Annotated in this window: 30 protein-coding genes, 1 riboswitch and 1 other annotated feature; of the genes, 27 read left to right on the plus strand and 3 right to left on the minus strand. The window is 37.9% G+C overall.

Features of this window, described 5'->3' with window-relative positions; all coding sequences use genetic code 11:
- Positions 1 to 279: 279 nt before the first annotated feature.
- The 20 genes from JCM9157_RS18095 (at position 280) to JCM9157_RS18180 (ending at position 16,294) form a co-directional block, all read left to right on the plus strand.
- Positions 280 to 918, plus strand: coding sequence for a M23 family peptidase (locus JCM9157_RS18095; RefSeq protein WP_235715047.1), 639 nt, complete (start codon positions 280 to 282; stop codon positions 916 to 918).
- On the plus strand, positions 912 to 1,073 hold the full coding sequence (locus tag JCM9157_RS25495) for a hypothetical protein (RefSeq protein WP_235715048.1): 162 nt from the start codon (positions 912 to 914) through the stop codon (positions 1,071 to 1,073). The genes JCM9157_RS18095 and JCM9157_RS25495 overlap by 7 nt, the downstream gene beginning before the upstream one ends.
- Positions 1,074 to 1,931, plus strand: a complete 858-nt coding sequence (locus JCM9157_RS18100; RefSeq protein WP_035666944.1) for a M50 family metallopeptidase — start codon at positions 1,074 to 1,076, stop codon at positions 1,929 to 1,931.
- 64 nt (positions 1,932 to 1,995) lie between these two features.
- Positions 1,996 to 3,504 (plus strand): Rne/Rng family ribonuclease, encoded by a 1,509-nt coding sequence (locus JCM9157_RS18105; protein WP_052013245.1) that lies wholly within the window; start codon positions 1,996 to 1,998, stop codon positions 3,502 to 3,504.
- 58 nt (positions 3,505 to 3,562) lie between these two features.
- Positions 3,563 to 3,635, plus strand: a sequence feature (ribosomal protein L21 leader region).
- A gap of 12 nt (positions 3,636 to 3,647) precedes the next feature.
- Positions 3,648 to 3,956: a 50S ribosomal protein L21 gene (gene rplU, locus JCM9157_RS18110; protein ID WP_035666947.1), complete on the plus strand. Its 309-nt coding sequence runs from the start codon at positions 3,648 to 3,650 to the stop codon at positions 3,954 to 3,956.
- A 1-nt stretch (position 3,957) separates the two neighbouring features.
- A complete protein-coding gene (locus JCM9157_RS18115; protein WP_035666949.1) occupies positions 3,958 to 4,299 on the plus strand; it encodes a ribosomal-processing cysteine protease Prp in 342 nt (113 codons plus the stop codon).
- Between the two features lie 5 nt (positions 4,300 to 4,304).
- Complete coding sequence (gene rpmA, locus JCM9157_RS18120) at positions 4,305 to 4,589, plus strand: 50S ribosomal protein L27 (RefSeq protein WP_035666951.1); 285 nt, start codon at positions 4,305 to 4,307, stop codon at positions 4,587 to 4,589.
- Between the two features lie 429 nt (positions 4,590 to 5,018).
- Positions 5,019 to 6,161, plus strand: a complete 1,143-nt coding sequence (locus JCM9157_RS18125; protein WP_035666953.1) for an amidohydrolase — start codon at positions 5,019 to 5,021, stop codon at positions 6,159 to 6,161.
- Positions 6,162 to 6,259: 98 nt separating this feature from the next.
- Positions 6,260 to 6,397 carry a hypothetical protein gene (locus JCM9157_RS24720; protein ID WP_156321505.1) on the plus strand — a complete coding sequence of 46 codons (138 nt, stop codon included), beginning with the start codon at positions 6,260 to 6,262 and terminating at the stop codon, positions 6,395 to 6,397.
- Between the two features lie 21 nt (positions 6,398 to 6,418).
- Entirely contained in the window at positions 6,419 to 7,153 is a 735-nt protein-coding gene (locus tag JCM9157_RS18130; protein ID WP_035666955.1) for an MBL fold metallo-hydrolase, read from the plus strand.
- A 200-nt stretch (positions 7,154 to 7,353) separates the two neighbouring features.
- Positions 7,354 to 7,710 (plus strand): ArsR/SmtB family transcription factor, encoded by a 357-nt coding sequence (locus tag JCM9157_RS18135; RefSeq protein ID WP_035666956.1) that lies wholly within the window; start codon positions 7,354 to 7,356, stop codon positions 7,708 to 7,710.
- Positions 7,711 to 7,737: 27 nt separating this feature from the next.
- Complete coding sequence (locus JCM9157_RS18140; protein WP_035666958.1) at positions 7,738 to 9,048, plus strand: arsenic transporter; 1,311 nt, start codon at positions 7,738 to 7,740, stop codon at positions 9,046 to 9,048.
- A 24-nt stretch (positions 9,049 to 9,072) separates the two neighbouring features.
- Entirely contained in the window at positions 9,073 to 9,492 is a 420-nt protein-coding gene (gene arsC, locus JCM9157_RS18145) for an arsenate reductase (thioredoxin) (protein ID WP_035666959.1), read from the plus strand.
- Positions 9,493 to 9,548: 56 nt separating this feature from the next.
- Positions 9,549 to 9,905, plus strand: coding sequence for an arsenite efflux transporter metallochaperone ArsD (arsD, locus tag JCM9157_RS18150; RefSeq protein ID WP_035666960.1), 357 nt, complete (start codon positions 9,549 to 9,551; stop codon positions 9,903 to 9,905).
- Positions 9,902 to 11,662: an arsenical pump-driving ATPase gene (gene arsA, locus JCM9157_RS18155; RefSeq protein ID WP_035666961.1), complete on the plus strand. Its 1,761-nt coding sequence runs from the start codon at positions 9,902 to 9,904 to the stop codon at positions 11,660 to 11,662. The genes arsD and arsA overlap by 4 nt, the downstream gene beginning before the upstream one ends.
- Before the next feature lie 117 nt (positions 11,663 to 11,779).
- Positions 11,780 to 12,106 (plus strand): ArsR/SmtB family transcription factor, encoded by a 327-nt coding sequence (locus JCM9157_RS18160; protein ID WP_052013246.1) that lies wholly within the window; start codon positions 11,780 to 11,782, stop codon positions 12,104 to 12,106.
- A gap of 108 nt (positions 12,107 to 12,214) precedes the next feature.
- Positions 12,215 to 12,502, plus strand: coding sequence for a hypothetical protein (locus JCM9157_RS18165; protein WP_035666962.1), 288 nt, complete (start codon positions 12,215 to 12,217; stop codon positions 12,500 to 12,502).
- A gap of 397 nt (positions 12,503 to 12,899) precedes the next feature.
- The gene (locus JCM9157_RS18170; RefSeq protein ID WP_035666963.1) at positions 12,900 to 14,360 is read left to right on the plus strand and encodes a SulP family inorganic anion transporter; all 1,461 of its coding nucleotides are present in this window, start codon (positions 12,900 to 12,902) and stop codon (positions 14,358 to 14,360) included.
- 217 nt (positions 14,361 to 14,577) lie between these two features.
- Positions 14,578 to 14,994 carry a universal stress protein gene (locus JCM9157_RS18175; RefSeq protein WP_035666964.1) on the plus strand — a complete coding sequence of 139 codons (417 nt, stop codon included), beginning with the start codon at positions 14,578 to 14,580 and terminating at the stop codon, positions 14,992 to 14,994.
- 145 nt (positions 14,995 to 15,139) lie between these two features.
- Entirely contained in the window at positions 15,140 to 16,294 is a 1,155-nt protein-coding gene (locus tag JCM9157_RS18180; RefSeq protein WP_035666966.1) for a GNAT family N-acetyltransferase, read from the plus strand.
- A gap of 72 nt (positions 16,295 to 16,366) precedes the next feature.
- Here JCM9157_RS18180 and JCM9157_RS18185 read toward each other — a convergent pair whose 3' ends face one another.
- The 3 genes from JCM9157_RS18185 to JCM9157_RS23590 all read right to left on the minus strand — a co-directional run bounded on the left by JCM9157_RS18185 (position 16,367) and on the right by JCM9157_RS23590 (position 18,931).
- The gene (locus JCM9157_RS18185; protein WP_035666968.1) at positions 16,367 to 17,089 is read right to left on the minus strand and encodes a DUF421 domain-containing protein; all 723 of its coding nucleotides are present in this window, start codon (positions 17,087 to 17,089) and stop codon (positions 16,367 to 16,369) included.
- An 87-nt stretch (positions 17,090 to 17,176) separates the two neighbouring features.
- Entirely contained in the window at positions 17,177 to 18,073 is an 897-nt protein-coding gene (locus tag JCM9157_RS18190) for a DMT family transporter (RefSeq protein WP_035666969.1), read from the minus strand.
- Between the two features lie 192 nt (positions 18,074 to 18,265).
- Positions 18,266 to 18,931, minus strand: a complete 666-nt coding sequence (locus JCM9157_RS23590) for a phosphatase PAP2 family protein (protein WP_052013247.1) — start codon at positions 18,929 to 18,931, stop codon at positions 18,266 to 18,268.
- Positions 18,932 to 19,186: 255 nt separating this feature from the next.
- Here JCM9157_RS23590 and JCM9157_RS18200 point away from each other — a divergent pair, with 255 nt between their 5' ends.
- The 7 genes from JCM9157_RS18200 to JCM9157_RS26140 all read left to right on the plus strand — a co-directional run bounded on the left by JCM9157_RS18200 (position 19,187) and on the right by JCM9157_RS26140 (position 26,471).
- Positions 19,187 to 20,479 (plus strand): voltage-gated chloride channel family protein, encoded by a 1,293-nt coding sequence (locus JCM9157_RS18200; protein WP_035666971.1) that lies wholly within the window; start codon positions 19,187 to 19,189, stop codon positions 20,477 to 20,479.
- A 143-nt stretch (positions 20,480 to 20,622) separates the two neighbouring features.
- Positions 20,623 to 21,384 (plus strand): alpha/beta fold hydrolase, encoded by a 762-nt coding sequence (locus JCM9157_RS18205; RefSeq protein WP_035666972.1) that lies wholly within the window; start codon positions 20,623 to 20,625, stop codon positions 21,382 to 21,384.
- A gap of 574 nt (positions 21,385 to 21,958) precedes the next feature.
- Positions 21,959 to 22,106, plus strand: a riboswitch (cyclic di-AMP (ydaO/yuaA leader).
- Between the two features lie 63 nt (positions 22,107 to 22,169).
- The gene (locus JCM9157_RS18210; RefSeq protein WP_035666974.1) at positions 22,170 to 22,835 is read left to right on the plus strand and encodes a potassium channel family protein; all 666 of its coding nucleotides are present in this window, start codon (positions 22,170 to 22,172) and stop codon (positions 22,833 to 22,835) included.
- 1 nt (position 22,836) lies between these two features.
- On the plus strand, positions 22,837 to 24,174 hold the full coding sequence (locus JCM9157_RS18215) for a TrkH family potassium uptake protein (RefSeq protein ID WP_035666975.1): 1,338 nt from the start codon (positions 22,837 to 22,839) through the stop codon (positions 24,172 to 24,174).
- Between the two features lie 150 nt (positions 24,175 to 24,324).
- Positions 24,325 to 25,224: an ABC transporter ATP-binding protein gene (locus JCM9157_RS18220; RefSeq protein ID WP_035666976.1), complete on the plus strand. Its 900-nt coding sequence runs from the start codon at positions 24,325 to 24,327 to the stop codon at positions 25,222 to 25,224.
- Positions 25,217 to 26,137 carry an ABC transporter permease gene (locus JCM9157_RS18225; RefSeq protein WP_369384774.1) on the plus strand — a complete coding sequence of 307 codons (921 nt, stop codon included), beginning with the start codon at positions 25,217 to 25,219 and terminating at the stop codon, positions 26,135 to 26,137. The genes JCM9157_RS18220 and JCM9157_RS18225 overlap by 8 nt, the downstream gene beginning before the upstream one ends.
- A gap of 4 nt (positions 26,138 to 26,141) precedes the next feature.
- Positions 26,142 to 26,471: an ABC transporter permease gene (locus JCM9157_RS26140; RefSeq protein ID WP_369384775.1), complete on the plus strand. Its 330-nt coding sequence runs from the start codon at positions 26,142 to 26,144 to the stop codon at positions 26,469 to 26,471.
- Positions 26,472 to 26,631: the final 160 nt, after the last annotated feature.

Here is a 26,631-nt window from a genome sequence, read left to right on the forward strand (position 1 = left end):
CTACGCTCGGGGCATAGAGTTGTACACAAAAAGGTGGAAAGAGCACCTTATTTGTATGGTGTTAAGGCCGAGAGTTGGCCCCGGCTCCGTGCGGTGTGCGCCCACTACGAGAAGACCGCTCGTAGTGGGCTTAAGATCGTTGGCACCGACTATGCTCGGGGCATAGAGTAAGACACAAAAAGGTGGAAACCACACCTTTTTGTGTCTTACTCTATCATATTACCCAAGGACAAGTCATATAGTTTAGTAAATCGGTTAGTTAAAAAGGATGGGGAGTGTATGTCCAGAGATTTGAATAAAGTTAGGAGAAAGCTTGAGTCAAGAAGGCGGCAGATTAATCAGAATGTGAGGCATCGGGAGCGTACGGTTCCGATGTTGACGGGGCGGCATGAGGATGCGAGGGAGGAGCCGGATTTTTATGTGCCTCCTTCTGAAAATCAAGACCGTTCCCCGGTGAAGGCTGGTGGAGATTTCTTTCTTTTTCGTTTGATGGTGGCTGTTTGTTTGTTTTTAATGACAGCGATTTTATTTCAGTCTCAGGTTCCACAAGCAGAGGGAGCGAAGGGGTTAGTGAAACAGGCGTATGAGCAAGAAATTCAATTTGCTGCGATTGCAAATTGGTATGAAAATCAATTTGGACGGCCTCTGGCGTTATTGCCAATCAATCAAGATGTAGCTCAAGGAGATCCGAATGAACAAGTCGATTTAGCTTATGCATTGCCCGCATTAGGGGGACGAGTTAGTCAAGGATTTGAAGAAGATGGAAAAGGAATTTTAGTTGAGACAGGCATGAATGCAGAGGTAGAGGCAGTCAAAGGCGGCTATGTGACAGCTGTTGGGAGAGATGACGAAGAGAGCTCGGTAAAACCGTTGTTGTTGAGCATTATGATGGAACAGAATCTGTTTATGGCATGTTAGATAAAATTGAAGTCAATATGTATGATCACATCCAAGCCGGACACCTAATTGGCACAGTAACAACGAATACAGAAGCAGGAAAAGGCATGTTTTATTTCGCTTTAAAAAAGGATGATCTTTATATCAATCCAACTGAAGTGTTAAGTTTTGACTAGATGAGAGAGCTTTTATCTAAGATTAAAGTTAATCCTTTATTCTGGTTTGTTGTCGGCATAGGTGTCTTTACTGGATATTTTAGAGAAGTATTAATGATTTTTACGATCGTGTTTATTCATGAAATGGGACATGCGATTGCAGCTCATTGGTTTAAATGGAGAATTAACAAGATTGAATTACTGCCTTTTGGTGGGGTTGCAGAAGTTGAGGACCCAGGCAATCGCCCTTTTCATGAAGAGTTAATTGTAATAATAGCTGGACCGCTTCAGCATGTATGGATGATGCTCCTATCGTATGTTTTAGTTCATTTTTCTTTTTGGACTAGCACGGATCATCATCTTTTTGTTTGGCATAATCTCATGATCTTAGTTTTTAATTTGCTACCTATATTACCTTTGGACGGGGGAAGGCTTGTTCAATTATGGTGTACGTATCGTTATCCATATGTTCGTGCTTTAACGATATCGCGTTTTGCATCTGGTACTTGTCTGGCAGTCTTATGTGGAATTAGTCTTTTCTTTTTTCCTTATCACTTGAACTTATGGGTTGTTTTAACGTTCTTATTTTTAACGAATTATTTGGAATGGAAGCAACGACACTACCGGTTCATGCGTTTCCTGATGGCACGAAGAACTTCTAAAATAGAATATAAGGAAAAAAATACAGTTGCGATTCGAGATTCATTACCGCTTAGAGAAGCGATGAAGCAAATTAAAAGAGGCCATTATCATCTATTTAAAGTTTTTCAATTACAAACGGGTCAATCACTCGAGATCGAAGAGAAAGACTTGATTCAATTGCTTTTTACCAATAAAAAACCACAAGCTCCTCTTTCTCAATTTCTGAACCGCCCTTAATACGACTTTTTGTTTGGAAGCGTGTTACAATAAAGAAAAGATGTTTATAAAGGGGCTTTTCTTTGTGAGGAAAATATATTTTAATATGGCAACAAGGGAAAGACGAGCAGCTGTTATGGAAGATGGGAAAGTCGTTGAGTTAATGGTCGAGCGGACGCTTGAGAATCGAATTGTGAGCAATATTTATCGTGGTCGAGTGGTGAATGTCCTTCCTGGTATGCAGGCGGCCTTTGTTGACGTAGGTCGAGATAAAAATGGTTTTTTGTACCGAGATGATTTGCTTTCTTTCCACGTCTCAGAGGAAGACGAAGAACAAAAAAAGCAACGCAGTATTTCAGAGTTTGTCAGACAAGGCGAGGAATTGCTTGTTCAAGTGACTAAAGAAGGTTTTGGTTCAAAAGGGCCAAGGCTATCTGGAGTCATTTCGTTTCCGGGTCAATTTCTCGTTTACATGCCTGAAGGGAATTACGTTGGTGTATCACGCCGCTTTTCTAGCGAAAGTGAGCGTGAGCGCTGGCGTCAATTAGGAGAATCGCTCGTCGAGGAAAAAGAGGGAGTCATTATTCGCACCTCTTGTGAAGGACAAGCTCCTGAAAAGATTGCACAAGAACTTCATTTTCTCCGCAAGTTTTGGCATGAAATTAACAAGGCTGAAGGAAACAAAAAAGCACCTGCGCTTGTTCATCAAGACACAGGTTTAATAGAGCGAATCGTTCGAGATTTTTCCTATGCTGACATAAGCGAAATTGTCGTCGATCAACTAGAAGCCTATAAACACCTTAAAGAGCTACTAGAGCCTTTCCCGAAGCTCCAGGAGGTCTTAACCTTCTATCGTAACAAAGAAAATATCTTTTCAGCTTACGGAATAGAAAAAGAATTAGAGCGCGCTTTGAGGCGGCAAGTTTGGTTGAAAAATGGGGCTTATTTAATGATTGATCAAACTGAAGCATTAACTGTTATTGATGTGAATACGGGGAAATTTACCGGGAAAACGGATTTACAAGACACAGTTCGAAAAGCGAATAGTGAGGCAGCGAAAGAAATTGCAAGGCAACTGAGATTACGAGACATTTCTGGCATCATCGTTGTCGATTTCATTGACATGAAACGAGAACAAGACAAAGAGCATGTTGTGTCTGTTTTTGAAAAAGCATTGAAGAACGACCGGACAAAAACGAATGTACTTGGGATAACAGGGTTAGGTTTGTTGGAAATGACGAGAAAAAAGGTGCGACAAAATCTTCAAGCAAGTCTTTCTAAAACGTGCCCAACTTGCCAAGGCAAGGGAGCTGTTTTATCTGATGAAGCACAAGCCTTTAAAATCGAAAGACAGCTGTGGGAGCACCGCGGAATGGCAGAAGAGGCGCTTGTACTAGAACTTCCTTCCTCGGTTGCAACGGTGTTATTTGGAGCGAAAAGTGAGCATTTAAAACGCTTGGAAGAAGCGCTTGGATTCCGAATTTTAGTGTACCCAAATCGCAGACTACAAGAAGAGAGCTTTGCGATTCGGTATATTGGAGAAATGGCAGAAGCGAGTGCGCAACTCGAGCGACTGAAAGCAAAAAATAGTTAATTGACAGCATCTCTTAAAATGTGCTAAAATAACGCTTGTTAGTTATTTGGTCGCACCCAAACGACTACAACCGCACAGAGCAGGTTTTAAATGACTTTTGTCTACCTAGGATGGCGAGTCTGAGTATATGAGGAGGTGCAAGTATGTACGCAATTATTGAAACTGGTGGTAAACAAATCCGTGTTCAAGAAGGTCAAGAAATCTACATCGAAAAATTAGACGCAGAAGCTGGTGAAACAGTTAGCTTCGACAACGTTTTATTCGTAGGTGGCGATGAAGTTAAAGTAGGTGCTCCTTTAGTAGAAGGCGCTACTGTAACGGCTAAAGTTGAAAAGCATGGCCGTGCTAAGAAAATCATCGTTTGGAAGATGAAAGCTAAAAAGAACTACCGTCGTAAGCAAGGTCACCGTCAACCATACACGAAAGTGGTAATCGAAAAGATTAACGCTTAATATGATTACGGTTGAACTTAGACGTAACGACAACGGTAACATTGTCTCTTTTACGATGAGTGGACATGCAGACTCAGGTCCGCATGGTCACGATCTCGTTTGTGCTGGAGCTTCAGCTGTATCGTTCGGATCTGTTAATGCGATAGCCGCCCTTTGTGGCGTTGAGCTTGACATAGAGATGGAAGATGAAGGCGGCTTTCTCCGCTGTTCTGTTCCAAACGGTTTGGATGATGGAGCATTTGAGAAAGTGCAGCTTCTTCTTGAAGGGATGCTTGTCGCCCTCGAGTCGATCGCTGAAGAATACAGCAGTTATATTCAAGTTAACGATATAATCGGGAGGTGAATTCCATGTTAAAAATGAACCTTCAATTTTTCGCATCGAAAAAAGGGGTAGGTAGTACAAAGAACGGTCGTGACTCTCAGTCTAAGCGTCTAGGCGCTAAACGTGCTGATGGTCAAACTGTAACTGGTGGATCAATCCTAGTACGCCAACGCGGAACACGCGTATATCCTGGTGTGAACGTAGGTAAAGGTGGAGACGATACACTATTTGCGAAAGTAGACGGCGTTGTGAAATACGAGCGTGTTGGTCGTGATCGCAAACAAGTGAGCGTATACCCTGTAGCTCAATAATGATAGTTAAAAAAGCTCTTTCTCAGCAATAGCTGCGGAGGAGTTTTTTTGTTTTTGATAGAGAAGTAGGAGTAGAGGAGCATTTCGCAATTAGACGTGCCGAAGTCGCAAATAAGAACGGAGAAATGCTAGTAACGATCAAATAATTGCTATAAAAAATAAAAGTTGCAAATACAAGTAAATTCTCGCTAATAGTTGATTCAAAATCGCTATTAATGCAGTTTAAATCGCTATTATATGAACGAATTCACTAGCGAATTTAATTTTTTGCTCGAAAAATTTTTATTTTCGCTATTATCAGATTTTTTCTACTTAACCACCCTCAAACCTCTTCCTTTATAAATACAATCCACCACTACCCAACCAATCAAAAACATAGTATAGTTAAACTAATTCGTTATACGAAATAATTAAAGAGGTGATCATGGGATGAAGGCATTTGTAAATGGAACGATTCTTACGGGAACAGGATCAAAATTAAAGCAAGGTACTCTCATTATCAATAACAACAAAATTGTTAATGTCGGTAAAGACATTGCTATTCCTGCTGAAGCTGAAATTATTGATGTTGCTGGTAAATATGTGACACCTGGTTTAATTGATGTACATACACATTTAGGTGTTTTTTCTGAAGGACTTGGTCAAGCGGGGCATGATTTTAATGAAACAACGGATGCAGCTACACCATACATAAGAGCAATTGATGGCATTAATCCGTTTGATCGTGGATTTGAGGACGCAAGAATGGCTGGTGTAACAACAGTGCAAATTATGCCTGGTAGCGCCAATGTAATTGGTGGGGAGATGTCGATTATCAAGACGGTTGGTACGGTAGTCGATGAAATGATCGTGAAGTCGCCGTCTGGAATGAAGGCCGCGTTTGGGGAAAATCCAAAACGGGTACATGGTGGAAAAGGAAAACTGCCTGTAACCCGAATGGGAGTAGCTGCATTGTTCCGTCAACAGTTTATGAAAGCTCAAGATTACAAGCGTCAACTAGAAGCTGGTGAAGTGAAAACACGGGATCTTGGAATGGAACAGCTTGTCAAGGTGTTAAACAAAGAGATTCCATTACGTGCGCATGCTCACCGAGCAGATGATATTGCTACTCTCCTTAGACTTATTAAAGAGTTTGATATTGAAGCGACAATTGAACATTGTACAGAAGGCCATCTGATTACAGCTTTTATTGCCAAGCATGATGTGAGAGTATCGGTTGGACCGACGATGACTTCTCGAACGAAGCAAGAGCTTAACAATAAAGGCTGGCACACTCTAGTTGAGCTAGAGAAGCACAACATCCCGTTTTCTATTACGACTGACCATCCTGTTGTAACGATTGACCACTTAATCACATCGGCTATAACGGCTGTGAAATTTGGTTTATCAGAGGAATCGGCTTTTAAAGCAATTACGATTCGAGCTGCTGAGCATTTAGGAATTGAGAATCAAGTAGGTTCCTTAGAAGAAGGCAAGGATGCTGACCTTGTTATTTGGAGTGATTCTCCGTTTTCATCGAATGCTGTTGTACAAGAAACGTTTATAAATGGAGAAAGTGTTTATACTGAATAAGGGATAAAAGGTCATTTGTCGTCTTCCTGCTGAATCTTAGTAGGAAGACGAATTGCTCTAAACAGATAAGAACCGGGGAAAAAGAAAGGAAGTTACTCGTGAGTCAGATAGAACGTGAAAAACTTAAGCGTTTGCAAGAATGTGCTGCCGATTCAAATACAGAACATGAACAGAAAAAATTAATGACAGAACTAGCATTAATAACAGAAAGAGAACGGATTGAAAATAAGAAATGACGGAGTAGGAGAGTGGGCAAAGTGAAACTAACGGTCGTTGGTTATTGGCATGGCTATCCGGAAAAGGGAGAAGCGACTTCCGGTTATTTGCTTGAACAAGATCAGTTCAAGCTTTTACTTGATTGCGGGAGTGGTGTTCTCTCAAACGTTCAACATTATTGCCAGATTACAGATTTAGACGCCATTGTGCTATCTCATTATCACCATGACCATCAAACAGATATTGGCACATTCCAATATGCTCGAATTATTAATAAAGGCATGGGTACAAACATGAAGGAAGCAACTATTTATGGTCATCGTGATGACCCTAAAGCATTTGCTAAGCTCGAGTACCAAAATGTCGTTAATTCTCAGGAATACAATGATCAATCCTCTTTAACGATAGGACCTTTTACCTTTACATTTAAAAAAACACAACATCCTGTGCCATGCTATGCGATGAAAATAAAAAGCCAAGATAAAACGATCGTTTATACAGCCGATTCTAGCTATTTTTCAGAACTAGCTGATTTTGCAAAAGAAGCTGACCTACTCATTGCGGAATGTAGTGGTTATGAAACAGATCAAGTTAGTCAATATGGTCATATGAATAGCAGAGATGTAGGCCTCTTAGCAAATCAAGCTCAACCAGCTCAATTACTCCTCAGTCATCTTCCTCATAAAGGAGATCATAAGCAACTTCAATCAGAAGTAGCTAAACAATTCTTTGGTGTGACACTCCTTGCCCGCGCAGGTCTAACATTTAACTTGTAATTAATCCATCCCCCAACCAGGGGGAACATCCTATAGTGATCACACCTTTACAAACTTTTAACAATCCTCCAAACTCCCCATCATGACTGAGCCTTTCCTTTTTTGCATATCCTAAGAAAATATTGAACTAGTTAAAAGTAATTGCGTATATAAGTATATGCTTATATAATAAAACCAGATTGAAGAAAGGACTGACGTGTATGAGCGAGACAATTGCTTCCGTTGAAATTGAAACGGCTGCTAAAGTGTTAAAACTTCTCGGAGATAAAACACGGTTAGCGATGATGGCGATGCTGGCTGAAGATGAATGCTGCGTTTGTGAATTTGTTGAGTTATTTGAAATGAGCCAACCGTCCGTTAGTCAACATTTACGTAAGCTAAGAGATGTAGGACTTGTTGAAGAAAACAGAAAAGGCCAGTGGATTTTTTATCGTATAAATAAAAATCACGAAACTTACCTGTTCGTTCACAGTTTACTACAGTATCTTCCAAGTCAAAAAGAGAGGTTAAATGATCTGGAGCAAAGAGGTTTAAGAGTTTCGTGTTGTAGTGATTAGAAAGTTATAAAAATAGGAGTGGAAACTATGTCACAAGTCATTTTGGCATCCATCATTTTCCTTTTTACTCTTGTCCTTGTTATTTGGCAGCCTAAAGGACTGTCAATTGGCTGGTCAGCTTCCATTGGTGCTATATTAGCGCTTATCGTTGGAGTTGTTGATTTTGGGGACGTTGTAACCGTTACAGGAATTGTATGGAATGCTACGTTAACGTTTGTCGCAATTATTATTATTTCCTTAATTTTAGATGAGATTGGATTTTTTGAATGGTCGGCTTTGCATATGGCGAGATTTGCGAAAGGCAATGGAGTGAAAATGTTTTTATACGTTTCAATCCTTGGTGCGATTGTCGCAGCCTTATTTGCCAATGACGGGGCTGCCTTAATTTTAACACCAATCGTACTAGCGATGGTACGTGCTTTGCGTTTTAAAGAAGCAATGGTGTTGCCGTTTATTATGGCAAGTGGATTCATTGCTGATACAACATCTTTACCTTTACTAGTCAGTAACTTAGTAAACATTGTATCTGCAGATTTCTTCGGAATTGGATTTGTTGAATATGCCACTAGAATGATTGTTCCGAATTTCTTTGCGTTAGGCGCAAGTATTCTTGTTTTATATTTATACTTCCGCAAAGACATTCCGAAAAATTATGAACTGAATCAGTTAAAACAACCAGTTGAAGCAATTAAAGATCAAAAGCTATTTAAGCTCTCGTGGTATATTTTGGCAGTTCTCTTGATCGGTTACTTTGTAAGTGAGTTTATCCACTTACCTGTATCGTTTGTCGCGATGCCGATTGCCATTGTCTTTTACTTCATTTTCCGCTCCATGAGTGCGAAAAATCCAGAGCTGAGTTCAGTCGGTATTATCAAAAGTGCTCCGTGGGCGATTGTGGTCTTTTCAATTGGAATGTACGTTGTTGTTTATGGTCTCCGGAATGTCGGGTTAACAGATATGTTAGCTGTTGTCATTGAACGAGCTGCAGGCGAAGGATTATTTGTTGGAACCATTTCAATGGGCTTTATCGCAGCCATTCTCTCTTCGGTTATGAATAACATGCCAACCGTCATGATTAATGCGTTAGCCATTGCCGAAACATCGACAACAGGTGCTATGAGAGAAGCTTTAATTTACGCTAATATTATCGGTTCAGATTTAGGACCGAAAATAACCCCAATTGGTTCACTGGCTACTTTACTTTGGCTACATGTATTAGCTCAAAAAGGAATGAAAATCTCATGGGGTTATTACTTTAAAGTCGGGATCATTCTAACGATTCCAACCTTATTCATTACCTTAGTCGGTCTTTACCTCTGGCTAATGATTATTTTATAAAATTAACTTAAGGGAGCAATTATCATGTCTAAACCAATCATTTATTTCTTATGTACAGGAAACTCATGCCGAAGTCAAATGGCTGAAGGATGGGGGAAACAATTACTTTCTGACAAATATGATGTCTACTCAGCAGGCATTGAGGCACACGGTGTTAATCCGAACGCAGTGAAGGCAATGGCTGAAGCTGGTGTTGATATTACAAACCAAACTTCTGATACGATAGATCCAGATCTTTTAAAGAAAGCTGATTTTGTTGTGACACTTTGCGGACATGCCGCAGATGTTTGCCCGGCAACACCGCCTAATAAAGACCGTGCTCACTGGGGCTTTGACGACCCAGCTAAAGCAGAAGGAACAGAAGAAGAGAAATGGGCTTTCTTCCAACGTGTCCGTGATGAAATTAAAGATCGTATTCAAACATTTGCTGAAACAGGAAAATAATGATAAAGCGGGGTGATAACCCCGTTTTACTCATTTCTTCAAAAGGAGGACTTCAAATGACAAAGATAAGAATTTATGACCCCGCAATGTGTTGTGACACAGGTGTTTGCGGACCAAGTGTAGATCCGGAGCTAACTAGAGTAGCTACGGCCATTTTTATGCTTGAAAAAGAAAACATCAACATTAAGCGATTCAACTTAGCTTCTGAGCCACAAGCCTTTGTTGATGAAGGGCTAATTCAACAACTGCTTCATGAAGAGGGTGTCGATGTTTTACCGACGATTTTAGTAGATGGAGAAATCAAGTTGAAAGGCAGTTACCCAACAAATGAACAACTAGCTGAGTGGGCTGGTGTATCTACTGATTTGCTTACGAAGCAACCAAAAAAATCTAAAGGAATTGAATTGCTATGACAAAACCATTCCAGCCAACAGCGGAGACGGTTACTCCATTTTTGTTTTTCACAGGAAAAGGTGGTGTCGGTAAAACATCAACCGCTTGTGCAACAGCCGTCTCTTTAGCGGAAGAAGGAAAAAGAGTATTAATTGTCAGTACCGATCCAGCTTCTAATTTACAAGATGTATTCAATCAAGAGATTAGATACGAAACAACGAAAATAACTGACGTCCCTGGTTTAGATGCAATTAATCTCGATCCAGAAGAAGCAGCAGCTGCCTACCGGGAGAAAATCGTCGGACCCTTTCGGACGAAACTACCTGATGTGGTGGTCAATCAAATGGAAGAACAATTATCTGGTGCCTGCACAGTGGAAATAGCGGCTTTTGATGAATTTGCTTCGATTTTAACAAACAAAGAACGGACAAGTGTTTATGATCATATTATTTTTGATACAGCACCAACAGGTCATACGTTACGCTTACTACAATTACCTCATGCCTGGTCTGATTTCCTTGAGGACAGTACACATGGGGCGTCTTGTTTAGGTCCTCTTTCAGGTTTGGCTGAAAAAAAAGAGCTTTACACAAATGCGGTAACCGCTCTAGCTAACTCAAATCAAACGACACTAATTCTTGTTTCAAGACCAGATGAATCAGCGTTAAACGAAGCGAGTAGAGCAGCGATTGAGTTAAAAGAAGTAGGGTTAACGAATCAATGGTTATTAATAAACGGCGTTTTATCACAACACGATGAGAATGACACTATATCAACAACTCTTTACGAAAGACAGCAGCAAGCCCTAAACCTGAAACCAGAACATCTAGAGTCAATCGAAACGTTTATTCTTCCTTACGTTCCTTATGAGTTAACTGGATTAAAAGCGCTTAAAGCCTTTCTTAAAAACGATGCTTATGTACAAGAAGATAAACATACCGAATTGACTATTCAACTTCCTTCGTTAAACGCCATTATTGAGAAGGTAGGTTCCAAAGAAAAAGGTGTGCTTCTCACGATGGGAAAGGGCGGAGTTGGTAAAACAACAATTGCGGCAACACTGGCAATTGGACTAGCCGAACAAGGTCATTCGGTACATTTAACAACGACTGATCCAGCCGCACATCTTTCCTATGTGTTAACTGGAGCGAACGTAAGGGAAAACCTTACCATTAGTTCTATTGACCCGAAAAGAGAAGTAGAAGCTTACACAGAGGAAGTGTTAGCAAAAGCAGGGGAGACGTTAGACGAGGGAGGTCTAGCCTATCTAAAAGAAGACTTGAGCTCACCTTGTACAGAAGAAATTGCCGTGTTCCGTGCTTTTGCTTCAATTGTTGAGCGAGCTAGTGATTCTTTTGTCGTCATTGATACGGCGCCAACGGGTCACACTCTGTTATTACTAGACGCAGCTCAGTCTTATCATAAAGAAATAGAACGATCTACAGGAGAAGTCCCTGAATCCGTCACGAAACTTCTACCTAGACTAAGAAGTAAAGAGGAAACGGATGTTATTATTGTCACATTGCCTGAAGCAACACCAGTGCACGAGGCATCGCGCTTACAAGCTGACTTAGTTAGAGCCAATATCGAGCCGAGTTGGTGGGTAGTGAATCAATGCTTTTCCGCTACAACAACGACAGATCCCATTCTAAGTCAGCGAGCTTTGTCAGAACAAAAGTGGATTGAACAAGTAGCTGAGAAAAATATTCCGACTGCAGTTATTCCTTGGCAGCCTAATCTGTTAACTGGAGACGGATTGAAGGTATTAACAAAATAGAATAGGAAAAGATGTTATGATAACAACCATCAGAATAATTTAAAATCAAAAAAACTTGATGTTAAATACCATATAAAGGTATAATTAAATCAAGTAAAATTGATGGAGGAGGCAATCATGCAAATTCCTATTCGTTTTGAAAATGAGGGTAAAAGCAACACCTTCGATCCGAAATATTATGAGCAAAAGTTTAAAGCGCTAGCTGATGAAAAGCGACTCACTTTGTTAAATGAGCTATGTATTCGTGGGGAAACGTGTGTATGTGACCTTACAGAAATATTGGATATCCCGCAATCAAAACTGTCTTATCACATAAAAATATTGCTTGATGCGAAATTTATTGTACGTGAAAAAAGAGGGCAGTGGAACTACTATAAATTAAATGAAGAAACAATGGATGAATTGTTGTCTGAACAGCTATGCTGTATTTTAAGACCGAGTTAAGACAACTCGGTCTTTCGTTGTTTAGAGCATTTATTTCCTGTTGAAAACCTTTGAAACTCTAGTAAAATATGATCTGTGCGAAGTTAGATCGGTTGTGGAGGGAAAAAGGTGCTTGCAGTACTGTTATTTGTCATTTTATTAGGGCTTGCCTTTTTTATAGACTTTTTTAGAAAACTTCTGTTCGGATCAAAAGAGAGTAATATGACCGAACTTTGGAAAGAGCTTGATGAGCAAGAATGGTTCCAAACAATATCAAATGACCCTAAAGCAAGAGAATGGATAAAATCGGACAAGAAAACAGGATTATTAAATGACCCTTACTTTGTTCGTAAAATTATAGAAAACGAAGTTCATCGCGAAACATTTGTCCGTTATATTATTGAAAAAACAAAATAAGGGATTAGTTGCAGACTAATCCCTTATTTGTTTATAAATTATAAAGGAGTGCAAGCACCAGTGTTAATAGTTAAATAATGAATATCGGATTTCCTTCAGCTAGTGGTTGAAGGTTTTTTTCTGTCTTCTAAATATATCTTTAAAATTGATATTTATTCCTCCCTATACAGGAAATAGGCATCTTACTACTAATTGAGTAGATTTTGTGACAGATTTAATAAAATGAGAGAATTCAAGAGTTATAAGAAGTTATATAAAGCAAAATATAGTTATTAAACGCTTACATGAGGGTTTGAAGTTTTCGTATTAGGTGGTAATATACCTTTGTTAACAACGGACCCCGACTTTTGTGAGAGTCAAAAGTCGAAAGACAATTAAATATGAAAGAGGTGTTAGATTGAACATTCAATCTATTAAACAAGAATGGTTTGGGAATGTAAGAGGCGATGTATTAGCAGGTATTGTTGTTGCTCTTGCTCTTATTCCAGAAGCTATTGCATTTTCCATCATTGCGGGTGTGGACCCGATGGTGGGGCTTTATGCTTCATTTTGTATTGCTGTGGTCATTGCATTTGTAGGAGGACGTCCAGGAATGATTTCAGCAGCTACTGGTGCTATGGCATTAGTCATGGTAACGCTCGTAGCAGAACATGGGTTGCAATATTTACTAGCTGCAACAGTGTTAACCGGGGTGTTCCAGATTTTATTTGGCGTATTTAAATTAGCAAGAATTATGAAATTCGTACCACGTTCGGTTATGGTCGGTTTCGTAAATGCCTTAGCCATTTTAATTTTTATGGCTCAGTTAGAACAGTTTGTTGATGCAACGTGGATTATGTATGCACTTGTTGCTGCAACATTGTTCATCATTTATGGGTTACCAAGGATTACAAAAGCTGTTCCATCGGCTTTGGTTGCTATTGTTTTGATTACAGCTGTTGTCATTTTTATGGGATTTGATATACGTACAGTTGGAGACATGGGTGCGCTAACGCAAGCTTTACCACTGTTTCTAATTCCACAAATTCCACTAACTTTAGAAACTTTAATGATTATTCTTCCTTATTCATTAGCTCTTGCTATTGTTGGTTTACTTGAATCGCTTTTAACGGCAAATATCGTAGATGATATGACTGATACGGAAAGTGATAAGAATAAAGAGAGCCGTGGACAGGGAATTGCGAATATCGTTTCAGGTTTCTTCGGTGGTATGGCTGGTTGTGCAATGATCGGTCAATCTGTTATTAACGTGAAATCAGGTGGACGAGGTCGCTTATCAGCTTTAGTGGCAGGAGTATTCCTAATGTTTTTAATCCTTGTACTTGGAGGACTTGTCGTTCAAATTCCAATGGCTGCTTTAGTTGGAGTTATGTTCATGGTGTCATTTAGTACATTTGATTGGGGTTCTGTACGGAATATTCACAAACTTCCACGAACAGATGCTATTGTAATGGTTGTAACTGTAGCGACGGTTGTGTTCACACACAATTTAGCAATCGGTGTGTTTGCAGGGGTATTACTAAGTGCTATTTTCTTTGCTGCTAAAATCTCAAAAGTACATGTCGAGAAAAATTATATTAATCATTTAGATAAGTTAATATACAAAATACATGGACAAATCTTTTTTGCTTCTGTAACAGATTTTGTTAATAAATTCGATTATAAAGAAGATGTGAAATTTGTGGAAATTGATTTATCTAACGCTCATCTGTGGGATGATTCTGCCATTGGAGCTCTAGATAAGATTGAAGGCAAATTTGAACAAAGTGGTATTAAAGTTGAATTTGTAGGCTTGAATTCTGAAAGTGAAAAGTTAAAAGAACGAATGGGCGGTTTATCCAAAGCTTCCGGGCACTAAAGCCTGCGTTAAATGAATCAATAGAGATAATCTAAAATAATCGTCACCTTATTTGCATCGCAGTTGCGGTGCTTTTTTTATTGTTTGTTAATCATAGGGGAGATTCAGTCCATTCGTTCCATTGGACTAAGAGGTAAAAACATTCCTTTACAAGTATCTTTCGCTTGATTAACATAATAGTAACAAGTTTCGTTAAAATAGATGAGGAGGTTTAATGATGTTTAAAAATATTTTACTAGCTTCTGATGGATCGGCACATTCTCTTCGTGCTGCTGAAAAAGCAATTGGATTAGCTAAACTACATAATGGGAAAATTGATGTCGTCTATTCCATTGATGGATCAACTTCGAAATCAGATGTTTTAACGAATAATAGCAAATATGAAGTAGAGAAAAAAAGAAAAGAAAAGCTTGCTCCTGTTGTGGATCTTTTGGAAAAAGAAGCGATCGCTTATCAGGTTCACATGATTCATGGAGAGCCTGGCCCTGCGGTCGTCGATTTTGCTAACAAAGGTAACTTTGACTGTGTCGTCGTTGGAAGTCGTGGATTAAATAAACTTCAAACAATGGTACTAGGAAGTGTTAGTCATAAAATCGCAAAGCGTGTAAATGTGCCAGTCTTAATTGTGAAGTAAAATGGACATTTATAAAAGAGAGCCTGAACCGACTTCCTACTGAAGAGGAATGGACCCAGGCTTTTTTTGTCTAGTCTTAAAGGAGATCTACCTTAAAAAGTAGAATGTGTGAAGGGTAGAGAGCCTGAATTTTGGAGGAGAACAAATGACTGTTATAAAAAAAATAACCGAAGAGCGTTACCAAGAGGCAATTGAACTATCGGAATATGCTTTTCAATATAAAGTAACACCAGATCAAATGGAAGAACGAGTAAGGTTATTAAAAAAGCATCATCAACTATTTGGTATTATTGAAGAGGATAAGTTAGTGGCAAAACTACACTTTCTTCCTCTTGAAATTAATTTAGGTGATAAACTTTTGAAAATGGGTGGAATCGCGGGAGTAGCGACTTATCCTGAATATAGAAGAAGTGGATTTGTACACAATCTCCTCATACACATGTTAAATAAGATGAAAGAAGAAGGATATAGTCTTTCTATGCTTCATCCATTCTCTGTTCCGTTTTATCGTAAGTATGGTTGGGAACTTTTTTCTAATAAACATGTAGTAACTTTGAAAAAATCAGATTTGAGATTTAAAAAGTCTACATTAGGAAATATGAAGCGCTTTTCAAAGAACCCCCCTCTAGACGATCTCCAAATCGTGTATGGTGCATATGCAAAAAGATTTTCAGGAATGCTCAAAAGAGCTGAAGACTGGTGGGAGAAGCTCGTAAAGAATCAGCAAATAGCTGTTTACTATGACGAACAAAAAGAGCCTTGTGGGTATATCTGTTATCAAATTGCTAATATGAAGATGGAAGTTGAGGAATTTGTTGCTTTGAACGGAGAAGCAAGACGAGGGCTTTGGAATTTTATATGTCAGCATGATTCTATGGTTGAAGAGCTGGAAATGACGCTGTATGAAAACGAGCCTTTACTATTTTCGTTGGAAGAACCAAGATTCAAAAGAACCATTACTCCTTACTTTATGGCTCGTATTGTTGATGTTGAAAGTTTCTTAAAGATGTATGATTTTAATTGGTCTGATTCAGCGACAGAAATCGTTCTGAAGATTGATGATCCCCATGCATCTTGGAACAATCAATCCTTTTCTATAACTAAAAATGGAGTAACCGTAGTGGATGATGGTCATAAGGAGATTACTTTATCAATTAATGCTCTCACAGCCTTATTACTAGGTTATCAAAGCTGGCAGCAATTATTGGAAATTGAACAGATTCAAGGATCCGTATCTGATTTAGAAAGATTTGCTAACATCATTCCTAAGAGAGTTCCATTTTTTTATGATTTTTTTTAATAATAAAAAGGATGAATCAGAAGGCCTTTGATTCAACCTCAAGCAATGATAAGTGGAGCCACCTGTCTATTTCTACTGTAAATGTCCAGGTGGTTGTTTGCTATGTTCTTCAAGGTCTATCTCTTCAAAAAGATCAATCTCTTTTTTATTCGGTTGATTAGAAAGTTGTTTGGTTAACTCTTGTATTTGCTTTTGAAGTTTTTCAATCACTTGTTGGTTTGGTTCAGATGTGTTCACTTGTTGTTGAACATAAGACTGAGTTGGTAGCATTTGCGAAACTAGATTTTTAATCTGATTCATTTCCTTCTTTATTGAATCGATGTCTTGTTTAGTTGACGTTTTAGCTTCTTCTTTTAAAATGATAGCAATTTGTCCGTTCGGCTCAATCGTAGCCCATTTCACATCACTGATCTTATTGACATTTTGAATTCTAAGTTGTGTTTCTAATTGGTCAACGGTAAGTCTTACAGAGCGAAGGTTATTAAGTTTAAGTTGACCGTCTTCAATGAGAACTTTTGCTTTCCCTGTTATCAATTGTTCTAAAAAATCAATTTTCAGTTGGCTGTACTCAACGATAATTAAAGTCGCAACAAGTAAAGAGCCAACGTACAATGTTGACCAAATGTTCTCTCCTGCTAATGGTTGTATCAGTAAAGAACCGATTCCAATCATGATAACCGTTTGAGCTAATGTCATTTGAGAGATTGATTTTCGCCCCGCTATTCGTAATAAAACAGTTCCAGCAAGAACAATTAAAGCCGATTTCCAAGCCCATGCAACTAAGTCAATATCCATTGGTGTATCTCCTTTTTCAAACTAATTATCTCTAGGTTGTACAAACTTTAGACTCATATCCATAAACGAAGAAAAAAGCTGAAGACCTTAATTAGGTTCTTCAGCTTTTTCTTTGTTTGATTTTTTATCAGCAAGACCTAATAATAAAATAGAAATTAATAAAACAATGGCTCCGGTGATATTTTGAAAGGTAAGATCAATCGGGAAAAAAGGAAAAGAGATAATGGCAAGTAGAACTGGACTAAAAGCTCTTGTCACATTGGCAACTGAAAAACGTAAATATTTCAAAGCCTCATATAAGAAGAGCGTTCCGATAAAGCCAGAAAAAAGAGATGACACAACAATGTAGCCGATTCCTTCCATTGAGTAATTGCCATCAAAAAGCTCTCCAGACAATAACGCATAAACGCCAACAAAAAAGAAGGTCGTGCAACTATTAGTAAATAAGATTGAGTTGGACGTGCGTTCTTCTGACAAAACTCTTTTTATAAAAACATTCGTTAAAGCAAAAAAGAACGTATATAACAAAGCAAAAAAACTACCGACTAAGTTCGCTTGATAACTCCCACCTTTCTCTACAAATAAAAAGACGCCAACAATCGCACATATAATAAAAATTATTTCTTTTCTAGAAAGACGTTCTTTCAAGATAAACACAGATAAAAGTACAGCGAAAACGGTATAAAATCTTCCGATAAAACCAATTTCAACTGGTGATAGTAAATCCATACTAACAAATAAAAAGATCACTCCTAAAGAGTTGAAAAGGGCTAGGATGATCATGTCTTTTTTTAAATAAAATTGAACTCTTTTTTTTGTAAACAAGCCAAGTATAAAGCTTGCGACGATAATAGTAAGTGCGTTAATCATGGCAGCTTTAGCGGGAGATATTTGTAAAAGTCCAAACTTAGCTAATAACGGACCGATTGCAACGGCTAGAACAGAAAGTAAATTAAAAAGATGGCCTTTTTGTGTTTGACTCATTGAATCCCCCTAAATATTCTTGTACTTTTTCTCTCTTGGACGAATCCGGTTATATGTATATTATTTTACTATATGTCATCCTCTTCTATCTTACAATTGTTTACAGGTATTATTCAGAAAAAGCTAAGGGACATCCCCATCAGGTTCACTAAAGACCTTGAGGATATCCCTTTATCATCATTTAAATTGGAGTTATATTAGATTAATTCTGAACCGTTCAGTTAAATAGTACTTTAACGTGTTTAAGCTTAGGAAAAACCAGGTGATTGATATCGTTATAGCCGCAAGTATATCTGATGGAAAATGAGCACCAACTATAATACGGCTTAATGCTATTGTGGCAATTAATAGTGTCAATGAAAAAATTAAAGTGATCTTAAGTGAGCGTCTCTTTATAAAGTGATAGGCCAGATAAACGAGAAAAGAGAAGAGCAGAACACTCCTCATTGTATGTCCACTAGGAAAACTATAGGAAGCAATTTCTAATGAGAAGCCGAACACTTCAATGACACTCATCTCACCCGGTCTCTCACGTTGGAAGAGGATTTTTAAAAATAAGTTTAACCCGATCCCACCGAATGTAAGAGTAAATAAAAATAGAATATGAGCCCATAGTTTTTTATAGAGGAGATAAAACGTTAAAGCCAAGGTCGTAATAAGAATAACTTCCCCAGAACCAATAGTTGTGAAGTATTTCATAAATGTTTGGACACTAGCAGAAGATTGGTTATTAAACCAGGCAATAACAGAGTAATCAAGATAGGAAAGCTTATTCAAAGAAGAAAGCACAGATATAAGTAAGAAACAAATGAAACTGAAGGTTATTAGATAAATTTGTTTGTTTTTTAATGAAAACATATAAGTCCCACTTTCTGATATGGAAATATTGTAGTTATTATCATATCATCATATAGGAATTTGAAATGTTTAAAAAAATGGAATCTATCTTTGGAGACGCTTAATATAGAGCGTCTTTTTGTGCTCTTAATAATAATATCCAATTTTACGAGAAAATCTTAGAATGATTTGGAAGTGTTAAGGAAATTTTAAAAGGGAATGTCAGAGTGAAGCAGTCAGAAAAGAGTTACATCCCAATTGAAATGAGGAAAAGGAATGTCATTTAGAGCCACTTACTTTCATGTGTTTTTCACGCTCTCTAAATGGATTGGATTAGGACTAATTGTCGGTGTAGTCATTGGCTCGACTACAGCACTTTTGCTAACAACGAATGATTTTCTTGGAAACACACGGGAAGAAAATAGTTGGCTCATTTATTTTCTTCCCATTGCAGGATTAATGGTTGGTTCGATGTATATGAAGTTTGGAACAAAAGGAAAAAATGATGCTCTAAAGGGAAATAACCTTATTATTGACGCCATTCATGGAAAAGCGAATGTTTTGAGGAGAATGGGACCGATCGTTTACTTAGGTACTTTTATTACTGTTTTATTCGGGGGATCAACAGGAAGAGAAGGTGCAGCGATTCAGATGGGAGGAAGCGTTGCCGAAACAGTAAATAAAATATTTAAAATGAATGCTGTTGATATGAAACTTTTGTTAATGAGCGGTATTAGCGCAGGCTTCGGTGCAGCATTTGGAACGCCTATTACAGGTGTTGTTTTTGGAATGGAAATGGTTGCTCTAGGCAAGTTAAAATATGAAGCTTTCGTCCCCTGCTTGGTGGCAAGTTTTACAGGGCATTATATCGCTGTTGTAGCATGGGGAATAGAACATGAAACATTTATCATTCAAAAGGTACCAGAGTTGTCCGTTCTTTCTTTTACAAAAGTCATTCTGTTATCAATTGTCTTTAGTTTATTGAGTGTGTTGTATTGCCAATTAAGACATGGGATTCAAAGAATTTCTGAAAAGTACACGAAGAAAAACCACATCGTTAGAACTTTTATAGGAGGGCTTATCATTGTAGCATTAACGTTACTAATTGGCTCGACAGACTATAACGGTCGCGGCTTAGATATGCTAGAACAAGCTTTTAAGGAAGATGTTCCTTCTTACGCATTTATCGCAAAACTGATTTTTACTGCTGTGACACTTGGTTTTGGCTTTGTAGGTGGAGAAGCCATTCCGTTATTTTTTATGGGAGCGACACTTGGAAACACTTTATATGGAGTTGCTGACCTCCCTATGTCTTTTTTAGCTGGGATTGGCATGATCGCAACATTTTGTGGTGGAGCTAATACGCCTATTGCCGCTTTTTTACTTGCGGTCGAGTTATTTGATGGTAAGGGGATAGAGTATTTTTTTGTTGCAACATTAACAAGCTATATTTTCTCAGGTCATCATGGACTTTGGCCATCTCAAACGGTTCATGATCCAAAAAGAAGACTGTATCGTGTTGGTGATGGATTATCGATTAAAGAGATTGAAGAACAGTCGAAAAAATAAGGTGAATTCCAATTTAATTTGGAGTTCATTTTATTTTGGTTTGTAATCGTATTTAACTGCTCAGAATAAGTGGTAAAGAAATTCCAAATAGTATATTGTTAGTAGCAGTTACTAAACTATTAAACTAGCTTAAGGAGAGGTCCATGACAAACAAGCAAGTGGTTAAAGTAAAAGAACAATACATAACTGTATATGGTGTATCGCTGTACACAAAACTAGTAGGGAATAAGGCGTTAAAGCCAACTATCATCATGGATGCTGGCTACAATGATTGGTCGAAAACGTGGGATCCAATCATTGAACAATTGGCTAGTGAAGCGCAAGTATTTATGTATGACCGAGCAGGATTAGGTAAAAGTGAAAAGACAACCCGAAAACGGACAAGTATGGAGATGGTGTTCGAATTAAAAGAACTTCTAAAAGAGGCTAATTTACAGCCTCCATATCTACTAGTTGGTCATTCCTATGGAGGAATCAATATAAGATTATTTGCATCTTTTTTTCCGGATGCGGTTACAGGTCTTGTTCTAATAGATACACCAACTGAAAACTATCGTACTGTTTTACTGCCTCGTTTTCCTAACGAATTCCAAAAAGCTTATGTGAAACAGTTTGGAAGTGAGCAGGCGTATGTGGAATTTCAAGAAAGCTTTGAGCAAGTGAAGAAGCAGCCGTATTTAGGTGATATTCCTCTTGTTATTCTCTCAGCTAATCAAAAGCAACACTACACACCAGAAATACAACTACTCTGGCATCAATTACAAGAAGAGTTGTTACAGTTATCCTCGAAAAGTAAATTACTTATAGCTGAAGAAAGTGGTCATTATATTCACCATGATGAACCGGAGCTTGTAATAGGAGCGATTAGATCGTTAATTGGTGATGAGAACCAAAAGAGTGTGTAAAGCAGAGGAAAAGGGTCATCATAAAGTTGATGAGAACCAAAAGAACGTGTGGAGCAGAGGAAAAGAGTCATCATAAAGTTGATGAGAACCAAAAGAACATGTGGAGCAGAGGAAAAAGGTCATCATAAGGTCGATGAGAACCAAAAGAACGTGTGGAGCTGTGAAAAAAGGTCATCATAAGGTCGATGAAAACCAAAAGAGCATAGGAAGCAGAGAAAAAAGGTCATCATGAGGTCGATGAAAACCAAAAGAGCATAGGAAGCAGAGAAATTAGGTCATCATAAGGGCCGATGAAAACCAAAAGTATAGGAAGCAGAGGAAAAAGGTCGTCATAAGGTTGATGAAGAGCCAAAGAGCATAAAAGCAGGAAGAAAAGATCTTCAAAAAGACCGCTGAAAGCTTTAATAGGTTATAAAGAAGAGGGTAAGTCATTCATAGAGTACTTGCAGAAGATCGTAGTTCAACTATCCCCTTCTACTACTCTACTACATAAAAAAACTAGTAAATAAACAGGTGAAAAATAGATTGACATCTTGCTAAAAGAGGAGTAAATTCTCCTTATCAACAAAATAAAAGACCTTATTCGCTTAATCTGCTAAACAGAGCGGGGGAACCAATTGGGCCAATTTTACTTGGCCTTGGGGTGAATCTTACTTAGTAAGAAGGGATACTCTCAGTCCCTAATCCGACAGCTAACCTCGTCAGCGTTTTATTGGAGAGAAGGTTCATTAAGGGACCATTCTTTGTGATGGTCTTTTTTGTTGTCTAAAAAAGGAGTGGGGAATATGGCTAAGAAATTAAAACAATTTGCAGTAATTGGTTTAGGTCGGTTTGGAGGGAGTATTTGTAAAGAGTTGTACAACATGGGGCATCAAGTGTTAGCGATTGACAAGAATGATTCTAAGGTGAATGAGTATACACAATTTGCGACACATGCGGTCATTGCCGATTCAACTGATGAGAAAGCCTTGCAGTCTTTGGGAGTTCGTAACTTTGAATATGTCATTGTAGCAATTGGAGATGATATTCAAACGAGTATTTTAACCACTTTGCTCTTGAAAGAAATGAACGTTCCCAATGTTTGGGTGAAAGCGCAAAATTCCTATCATCATAAAGTATTAGATAAAATAGGGGCAGATCGGATTATTCATCCAGAACAAGATATGGGTATTCGGATTGCCCAGCATTTAACTTCAGAAAAAATTGTAGATTACATCGAATTGTCTGATGAATATAGCATTGTAGAGTTATTGGCAACAGCTAAGATTCACAATAAATCTCTTATTGATTTAGATGTCCGGGCGAAATATGGTTGTACAATTTTGGCAATCAAACGAGGGGAAAACGTTAATGTATCTCCACTTCCAAGTGAGAGGATCCTTGAAAAAGATCTTCTTATTGTGATCGGGCATAAGAATGATCTTAAACGTTTCGAGGATGATGGGATGTAATATGTTAACTCAGAAGAGATGGATGCACCGAAAAATCAAAATGTCACCTCCACAAATTTTAGCTTTAAGTTTTCTAATTGCTATCACATTAGGAACCATGTTATTGAAAATGCCTATTGCTACCACGGAAGAGATAAGCTGGATTGACGCGTTATTTACAGCTACTTCAGCAACAACCGTCACCGGTTTAGTGGTATTAGATACAGGCACAGTCTTCTCCGTGTTTGGTCAGGTCGTTATCATGGTTTTAATGCAAATTGGTGGTCTAGGGTTAATGACTTTTGCTATTTTAGTTGTTTTAATTCTAGGGAAGAAAATTGGGCTAAGAAAGAGATTGATTGTTCAAGAAGCGTTAAATCAAACATCTCTAGGTGGGGTTATAAGACTAGTTAAAATCTTGTTTATCTTTGCTTTTGTCATTGAAGCTATTGCAGTAATTGTATTAGCAATTCGATGGGTACCTGAGTATGGGTGGGGGTTTGGTTTATTTACTAGTTTGTTTCATGCGGTATCAGCCTTTAATAATGCAGGTTTTTCACTTTTCTCTGATAGTTTAATGGGCTATGTGGGTGATCCTGTTGTCAATATTATTATCACCCTTTTGTTTATAACGGGAGGAATAGGCTTTACGGTATTATCTGATTTATGGTACAGCAAACAATTTCATCAACTTTCGCTACATACGAAACTGATGCTAATAGGGACGCTCGCCATTAATATCGTAGCCATGTTATTTTTATTTACAATTGAATATTCAAATCCAGCTACTCTTGGCGCACTGGACTTGAGTGATAAGCTTTGGGCTTCTTATTTTCAGGCAGTGACGACGAGAACGGCAGGATTTAATTCTATTGACATCGCTAGCATGAACCCAGGCTCGATTGTATTTATGTGCTTGTTAATGTTTATTGGTGCAGGCAGTGCTTCAACAGGAAGTGGAATAAAACTTACGACTTTTATTGTCATCGTTTTAGCAGTTTGGACGTATTTAAAAGGAAGAAACGAAACCGTTATATTTGAACGTACGATTAGAAATCAAATTATTTTGCGGTCATTAGCTATTGTGGTTATTAGTGTATTTATTGTTTTTATGGCGATATTGGCTCTGTCAATCACAGAGAATGCCCCTTTTTTAACGATTGTCTTTGAAGCATTTTCTGCCTTCGGTACTGTCGGTTTGTCAATGGGATTAACAGCTAACTTAACGGATATTGGAAAAGAGTTAATTATTGTTTTAATGTTTATCGGTAGAATAGGTCCGTTAACCTTAGCATTTTCATTAGCGAAAGCACAGAAATCTTCTGTACGTTATGCTGATGGCGAAGTTTTCACAGGATAAAAGTAAGGCACATAATTAATTATGTGCTTCTTCTATTTTAAATAAGAGTTTACAAAGTTAATTGTAAATTTATGTTAATATAATAGGTGAAACTTTTGAGTAAGCCAAATCGTAAAGTAATCAAATAGTATTTTGAAAGGATGAATAACAATGAGTTTAGTATTGGATCAGGTTACTAAACAATTTGGGACGTTCACGGCTGTTGATCAGTTAAATTTGAAGGTTCCAGAGAAGGAAATGTTTGGTTTTCTAGGTGCTAATGGTGCAGGGAAAACGACGACATTTCGAATGATTCTAGGTTTGCTAGATCAAACAGCAGGTAAGATCACGTGGAATGGTCGCCGTATAGATTATGCAACAACTTCAGAAGTAGGATATTTACCTGAAGAAAGAGGTTTATATCCAAAAATGAAAGTGAGCGAGCAGATTGTTTATTTAGCTAGATTGCGTGGCATGAAGAAACAAGCTATTTTAAAAGAATTAGATGGTTGGCTTGAGAGATTCAAGGTGCCGGAATATAAACATAAGAAAGTCGAAGAACTCTCAAAGGGGAATCAACAAAAGATCCAGTTTATAGCAGCCGTCATACATAAACCGAAACTTTTGATTTTAGACGAACCCTTTAGTGGTCTGGACCCTGTCAATGTGGAACTGTTAAAAAAAGCGGTTAAAGACATAAAAGATCAAGGAGCTACGATTGTTTTTTCTAGTCATCGAATGGAGCACGTTGAGGAGTTATGCGAAAATCTTTGTATTATGCATAAAGGATCGCCTGTTGTACAAGGAAATTTAAAAGAGATTAAACGATCGTTCGAAAAGAAAAATATTGCAATACACGCTGATTTCGACCTTGCTTTCTTAAGTGATGTTCCTGGTGTATTGAAAGCGACCTATATAACAGAGGGTGTACGTTTACAAGTAGAGTCTGAAGAAATTGCCGAGCAGATTTTTCGTCAAGTAGCAGCAAAGGGCTTTGTTCGAAAATTTGAACTAGAAGATCCTTCTTTACATGATATTTTTATAGAGAAGGTAGGTGCTTCTTTTGAATAATTTCTGGATCATGTTGTCTCACGCTTATTTTAGTAAGTTGAAATCAAAATCCTTCATTATTACAACGGCTATTACCGCAGTTGGAATCCTAGTCATAGCTAATATTGAAACGATCATTAAGGTTTTTGACGATGGGGAAATGAGGAAAGATCAGGTCGCAGTCATTGATGAAACAGATGTAATTTATCCCCTACTAAAAGAGGAAATTCAGTTAATAAATGAAAATATTGAACTTGAGTTAACAACAGAAGCGATTGACATATTAGAAGCAGACGTGGAAGAAGGTTTATACGAAGGAATTCTTATATTAAAAAGTGGAGAGAACGGCTCTTTCGAAGCTGTCTATAAATCTACTTCTTTAACAGGTAGTCAGGTTACAGCGAGTCTTCAAGCTTCTTTGCAACATATTCAAACCAGCTTCGCGGCACAAGAACTTGATTTAACGATGGGCGAAATCGCGAGACTCAACGCTCCAGTGTTATTTACAAACGAAGCCATCGTAGAAGGAGCAAAATCTGAGGAGGAGTTGAATCAAGCCAGAGGAATTGTTTACATCTTATTGTTTTTCATTTACTTTTCAGTCATTATGTATTCAAGTATGATCGCTACAGATGTGGCGACAGAAAAATCTTCGAGAGTCATGGAAATCATTATTTCAAGTGTATCTCCTGTAAAGCAAATGTTTGCTAAAATTATTGGGATTGGACTAGTAGGATTAACACAAATGATCGTACTGCTCCTAGTTGGTTATTTTTCTTTAAAAAGCAGTCAAGATTTAGTTATGGGTGGGTTTCTTGAATTCTTTGGATTTGGCGAGTTATCAGCAACGATCATTTTTTACGCGGTTGTATTTTTCTTATTAGGCTATTTTTTATTATGCAACACTAGCAGCGCTACTTGGATCAGTCGTTAGTAGGATTGAAGAGGTTCAGCAGATGATTCTGCCATTAGTCTTTTTGGTTATGATTGGCTTTTTTATCGCGATGTTCGGATTGGGTGCACCTGAATCGTCATTCATAACAGTTACATCGTATATTCCGTTTTTTACACCGATGGTTATGTTCTTACGAGTAGGCATGTTGAACATATCACCAATCGAGCCGATTTTAGGTATTGCTATTTTATTAATAGGTATTCTACTACTTGCTTTATTTGGAGCAAGGGTATACCGCGGTGGTGTTTTAATGTATGGACAGTCTAATTCTTTTAAAGACATTAAAAAGGCAATTGATATTACAAAAAAATAATGGTAACTCGCTTTTGTAAGAAAAATGATCTATATATAAAGGATGTTTCACTTGAGACATCCTTTTTTACTGTTTGAAAATAATTGTAGAATTAGAGCCTATAGATAGCTGGAGTATGAGATAATATAATGAAAAGTCCGGTGTTAGACCCGATAAGATA

Origin of the sequence: Halalkalibacter akibai JCM 9157 (assembly GCF_000513135.1) — a bacterium.
GTDB lineage: Bacteria > Bacillota > Bacilli > Bacillales > Bacillaceae_D > Halalkalibacter > Halalkalibacter akibai.

Bases quoted from the DNA above. Each gene is read 5' to 3' on its own strand.
- JCM9157_RS18210 (WP_035666974.1), top strand. From the start codon at position 22,170: ATGGCTAAGAAATTAAAACAATTTGCAGTAATTGGTTTAGGTCGGTTT.
- JCM9157_RS18205 (WP_035666972.1), top strand. From the start codon at position 20,623: ATGACAAACAAGCAAGTGGTTAAAGTAAAAGAACAATACATAACTGTA.
- arsD (WP_035666960.1), top strand. From the start codon at position 9,549: ATGACAAAGATAAGAATTTATGACCCCGCAATGTGTTGTGACACAGGT.
- JCM9157_RS18115 (WP_035666949.1), top strand. From the start codon at position 3,958: ATGATTACGGTTGAACTTAGACGTAACGACAACGGTAACATTGTCTCT.
- JCM9157_RS18220 (WP_035666976.1), top strand. From the start codon at position 24,325: ATGAGTTTAGTATTGGATCAGGTTACTAAACAATTTGGGACGTTCACG.
- JCM9157_RS23590 (WP_052013247.1), bottom strand. From the start codon at position 18,931: ATGTTTTCATTAAAAAACAAACAAATTTATCTAATAACCTTCAGTTTC.
- JCM9157_RS18180 (WP_035666966.1), top strand. From the start codon at position 15,140: ATGACTGTTATAAAAAAAATAACCGAAGAGCGTTACCAAGAGGCAATT.
- rpmA (WP_035666951.1), top strand. From the start codon at position 4,305: ATGTTAAAAATGAACCTTCAATTTTTCGCATCGAAAAAAGGGGTAGGT.
- JCM9157_RS18160 (WP_052013246.1), top strand. From the start codon at position 11,780: ATGCAAATTCCTATTCGTTTTGAAAATGAGGGTAAAAGCAACACCTTC.
- arsA (WP_035666961.1), top strand. From the start codon at position 9,902: ATGACAAAACCATTCCAGCCAACAGCGGAGACGGTTACTCCATTTTTG.
- JCM9157_RS18215 (WP_035666975.1), top strand. From the start codon at position 22,837: ATGTTAACTCAGAAGAGATGGATGCACCGAAAAATCAAAATGTCACCT.
- JCM9157_RS25495 (WP_235715048.1), top strand. From the start codon at position 912: ATGTTAGATAAAATTGAAGTCAATATGTATGATCACATCCAAGCCGGA.
- JCM9157_RS18095 (WP_235715047.1), top strand. From the start codon at position 280: ATGTCCAGAGATTTGAATAAAGTTAGGAGAAAGCTTGAGTCAAGAAGG.
- JCM9157_RS18175 (WP_035666964.1), top strand. From the start codon at position 14,578: ATGTTTAAAAATATTTTACTAGCTTCTGATGGATCGGCACATTCTCTT.
- JCM9157_RS18185 (WP_035666968.1), bottom strand. From the start codon at position 17,089: ATGGATATTGACTTAGTTGCATGGGCTTGGAAATCGGCTTTAATTGTT.
- rplU (WP_035666947.1), top strand. From the start codon at position 3,648: ATGTACGCAATTATTGAAACTGGTGGTAAACAAATCCGTGTTCAAGAA.
- JCM9157_RS18125 (WP_035666953.1), top strand. From the start codon at position 5,019: ATGAAGGCATTTGTAAATGGAACGATTCTTACGGGAACAGGATCAAAA.
- JCM9157_RS18190 (WP_035666969.1), bottom strand. From the start codon at position 18,073: ATGAGTCAAACACAAAAAGGCCATCTTTTTAATTTACTTTCTGTTCTA.
- JCM9157_RS18200 (WP_035666971.1), top strand. From the start codon at position 19,187: ATGTCATTTAGAGCCACTTACTTTCATGTGTTTTTCACGCTCTCTAAA.
- JCM9157_RS18140 (WP_035666958.1), top strand. From the start codon at position 7,738: ATGTCACAAGTCATTTTGGCATCCATCATTTTCCTTTTTACTCTTGTC.
- JCM9157_RS18100 (WP_035666944.1), top strand. From the start codon at position 1,074: ATGAGAGAGCTTTTATCTAAGATTAAAGTTAATCCTTTATTCTGGTTT.
- JCM9157_RS18135 (WP_035666956.1), top strand. From the start codon at position 7,354: ATGAGCGAGACAATTGCTTCCGTTGAAATTGAAACGGCTGCTAAAGTG.
- arsC (WP_035666959.1), top strand. From the start codon at position 9,073: ATGTCTAAACCAATCATTTATTTCTTATGTACAGGAAACTCATGCCGA.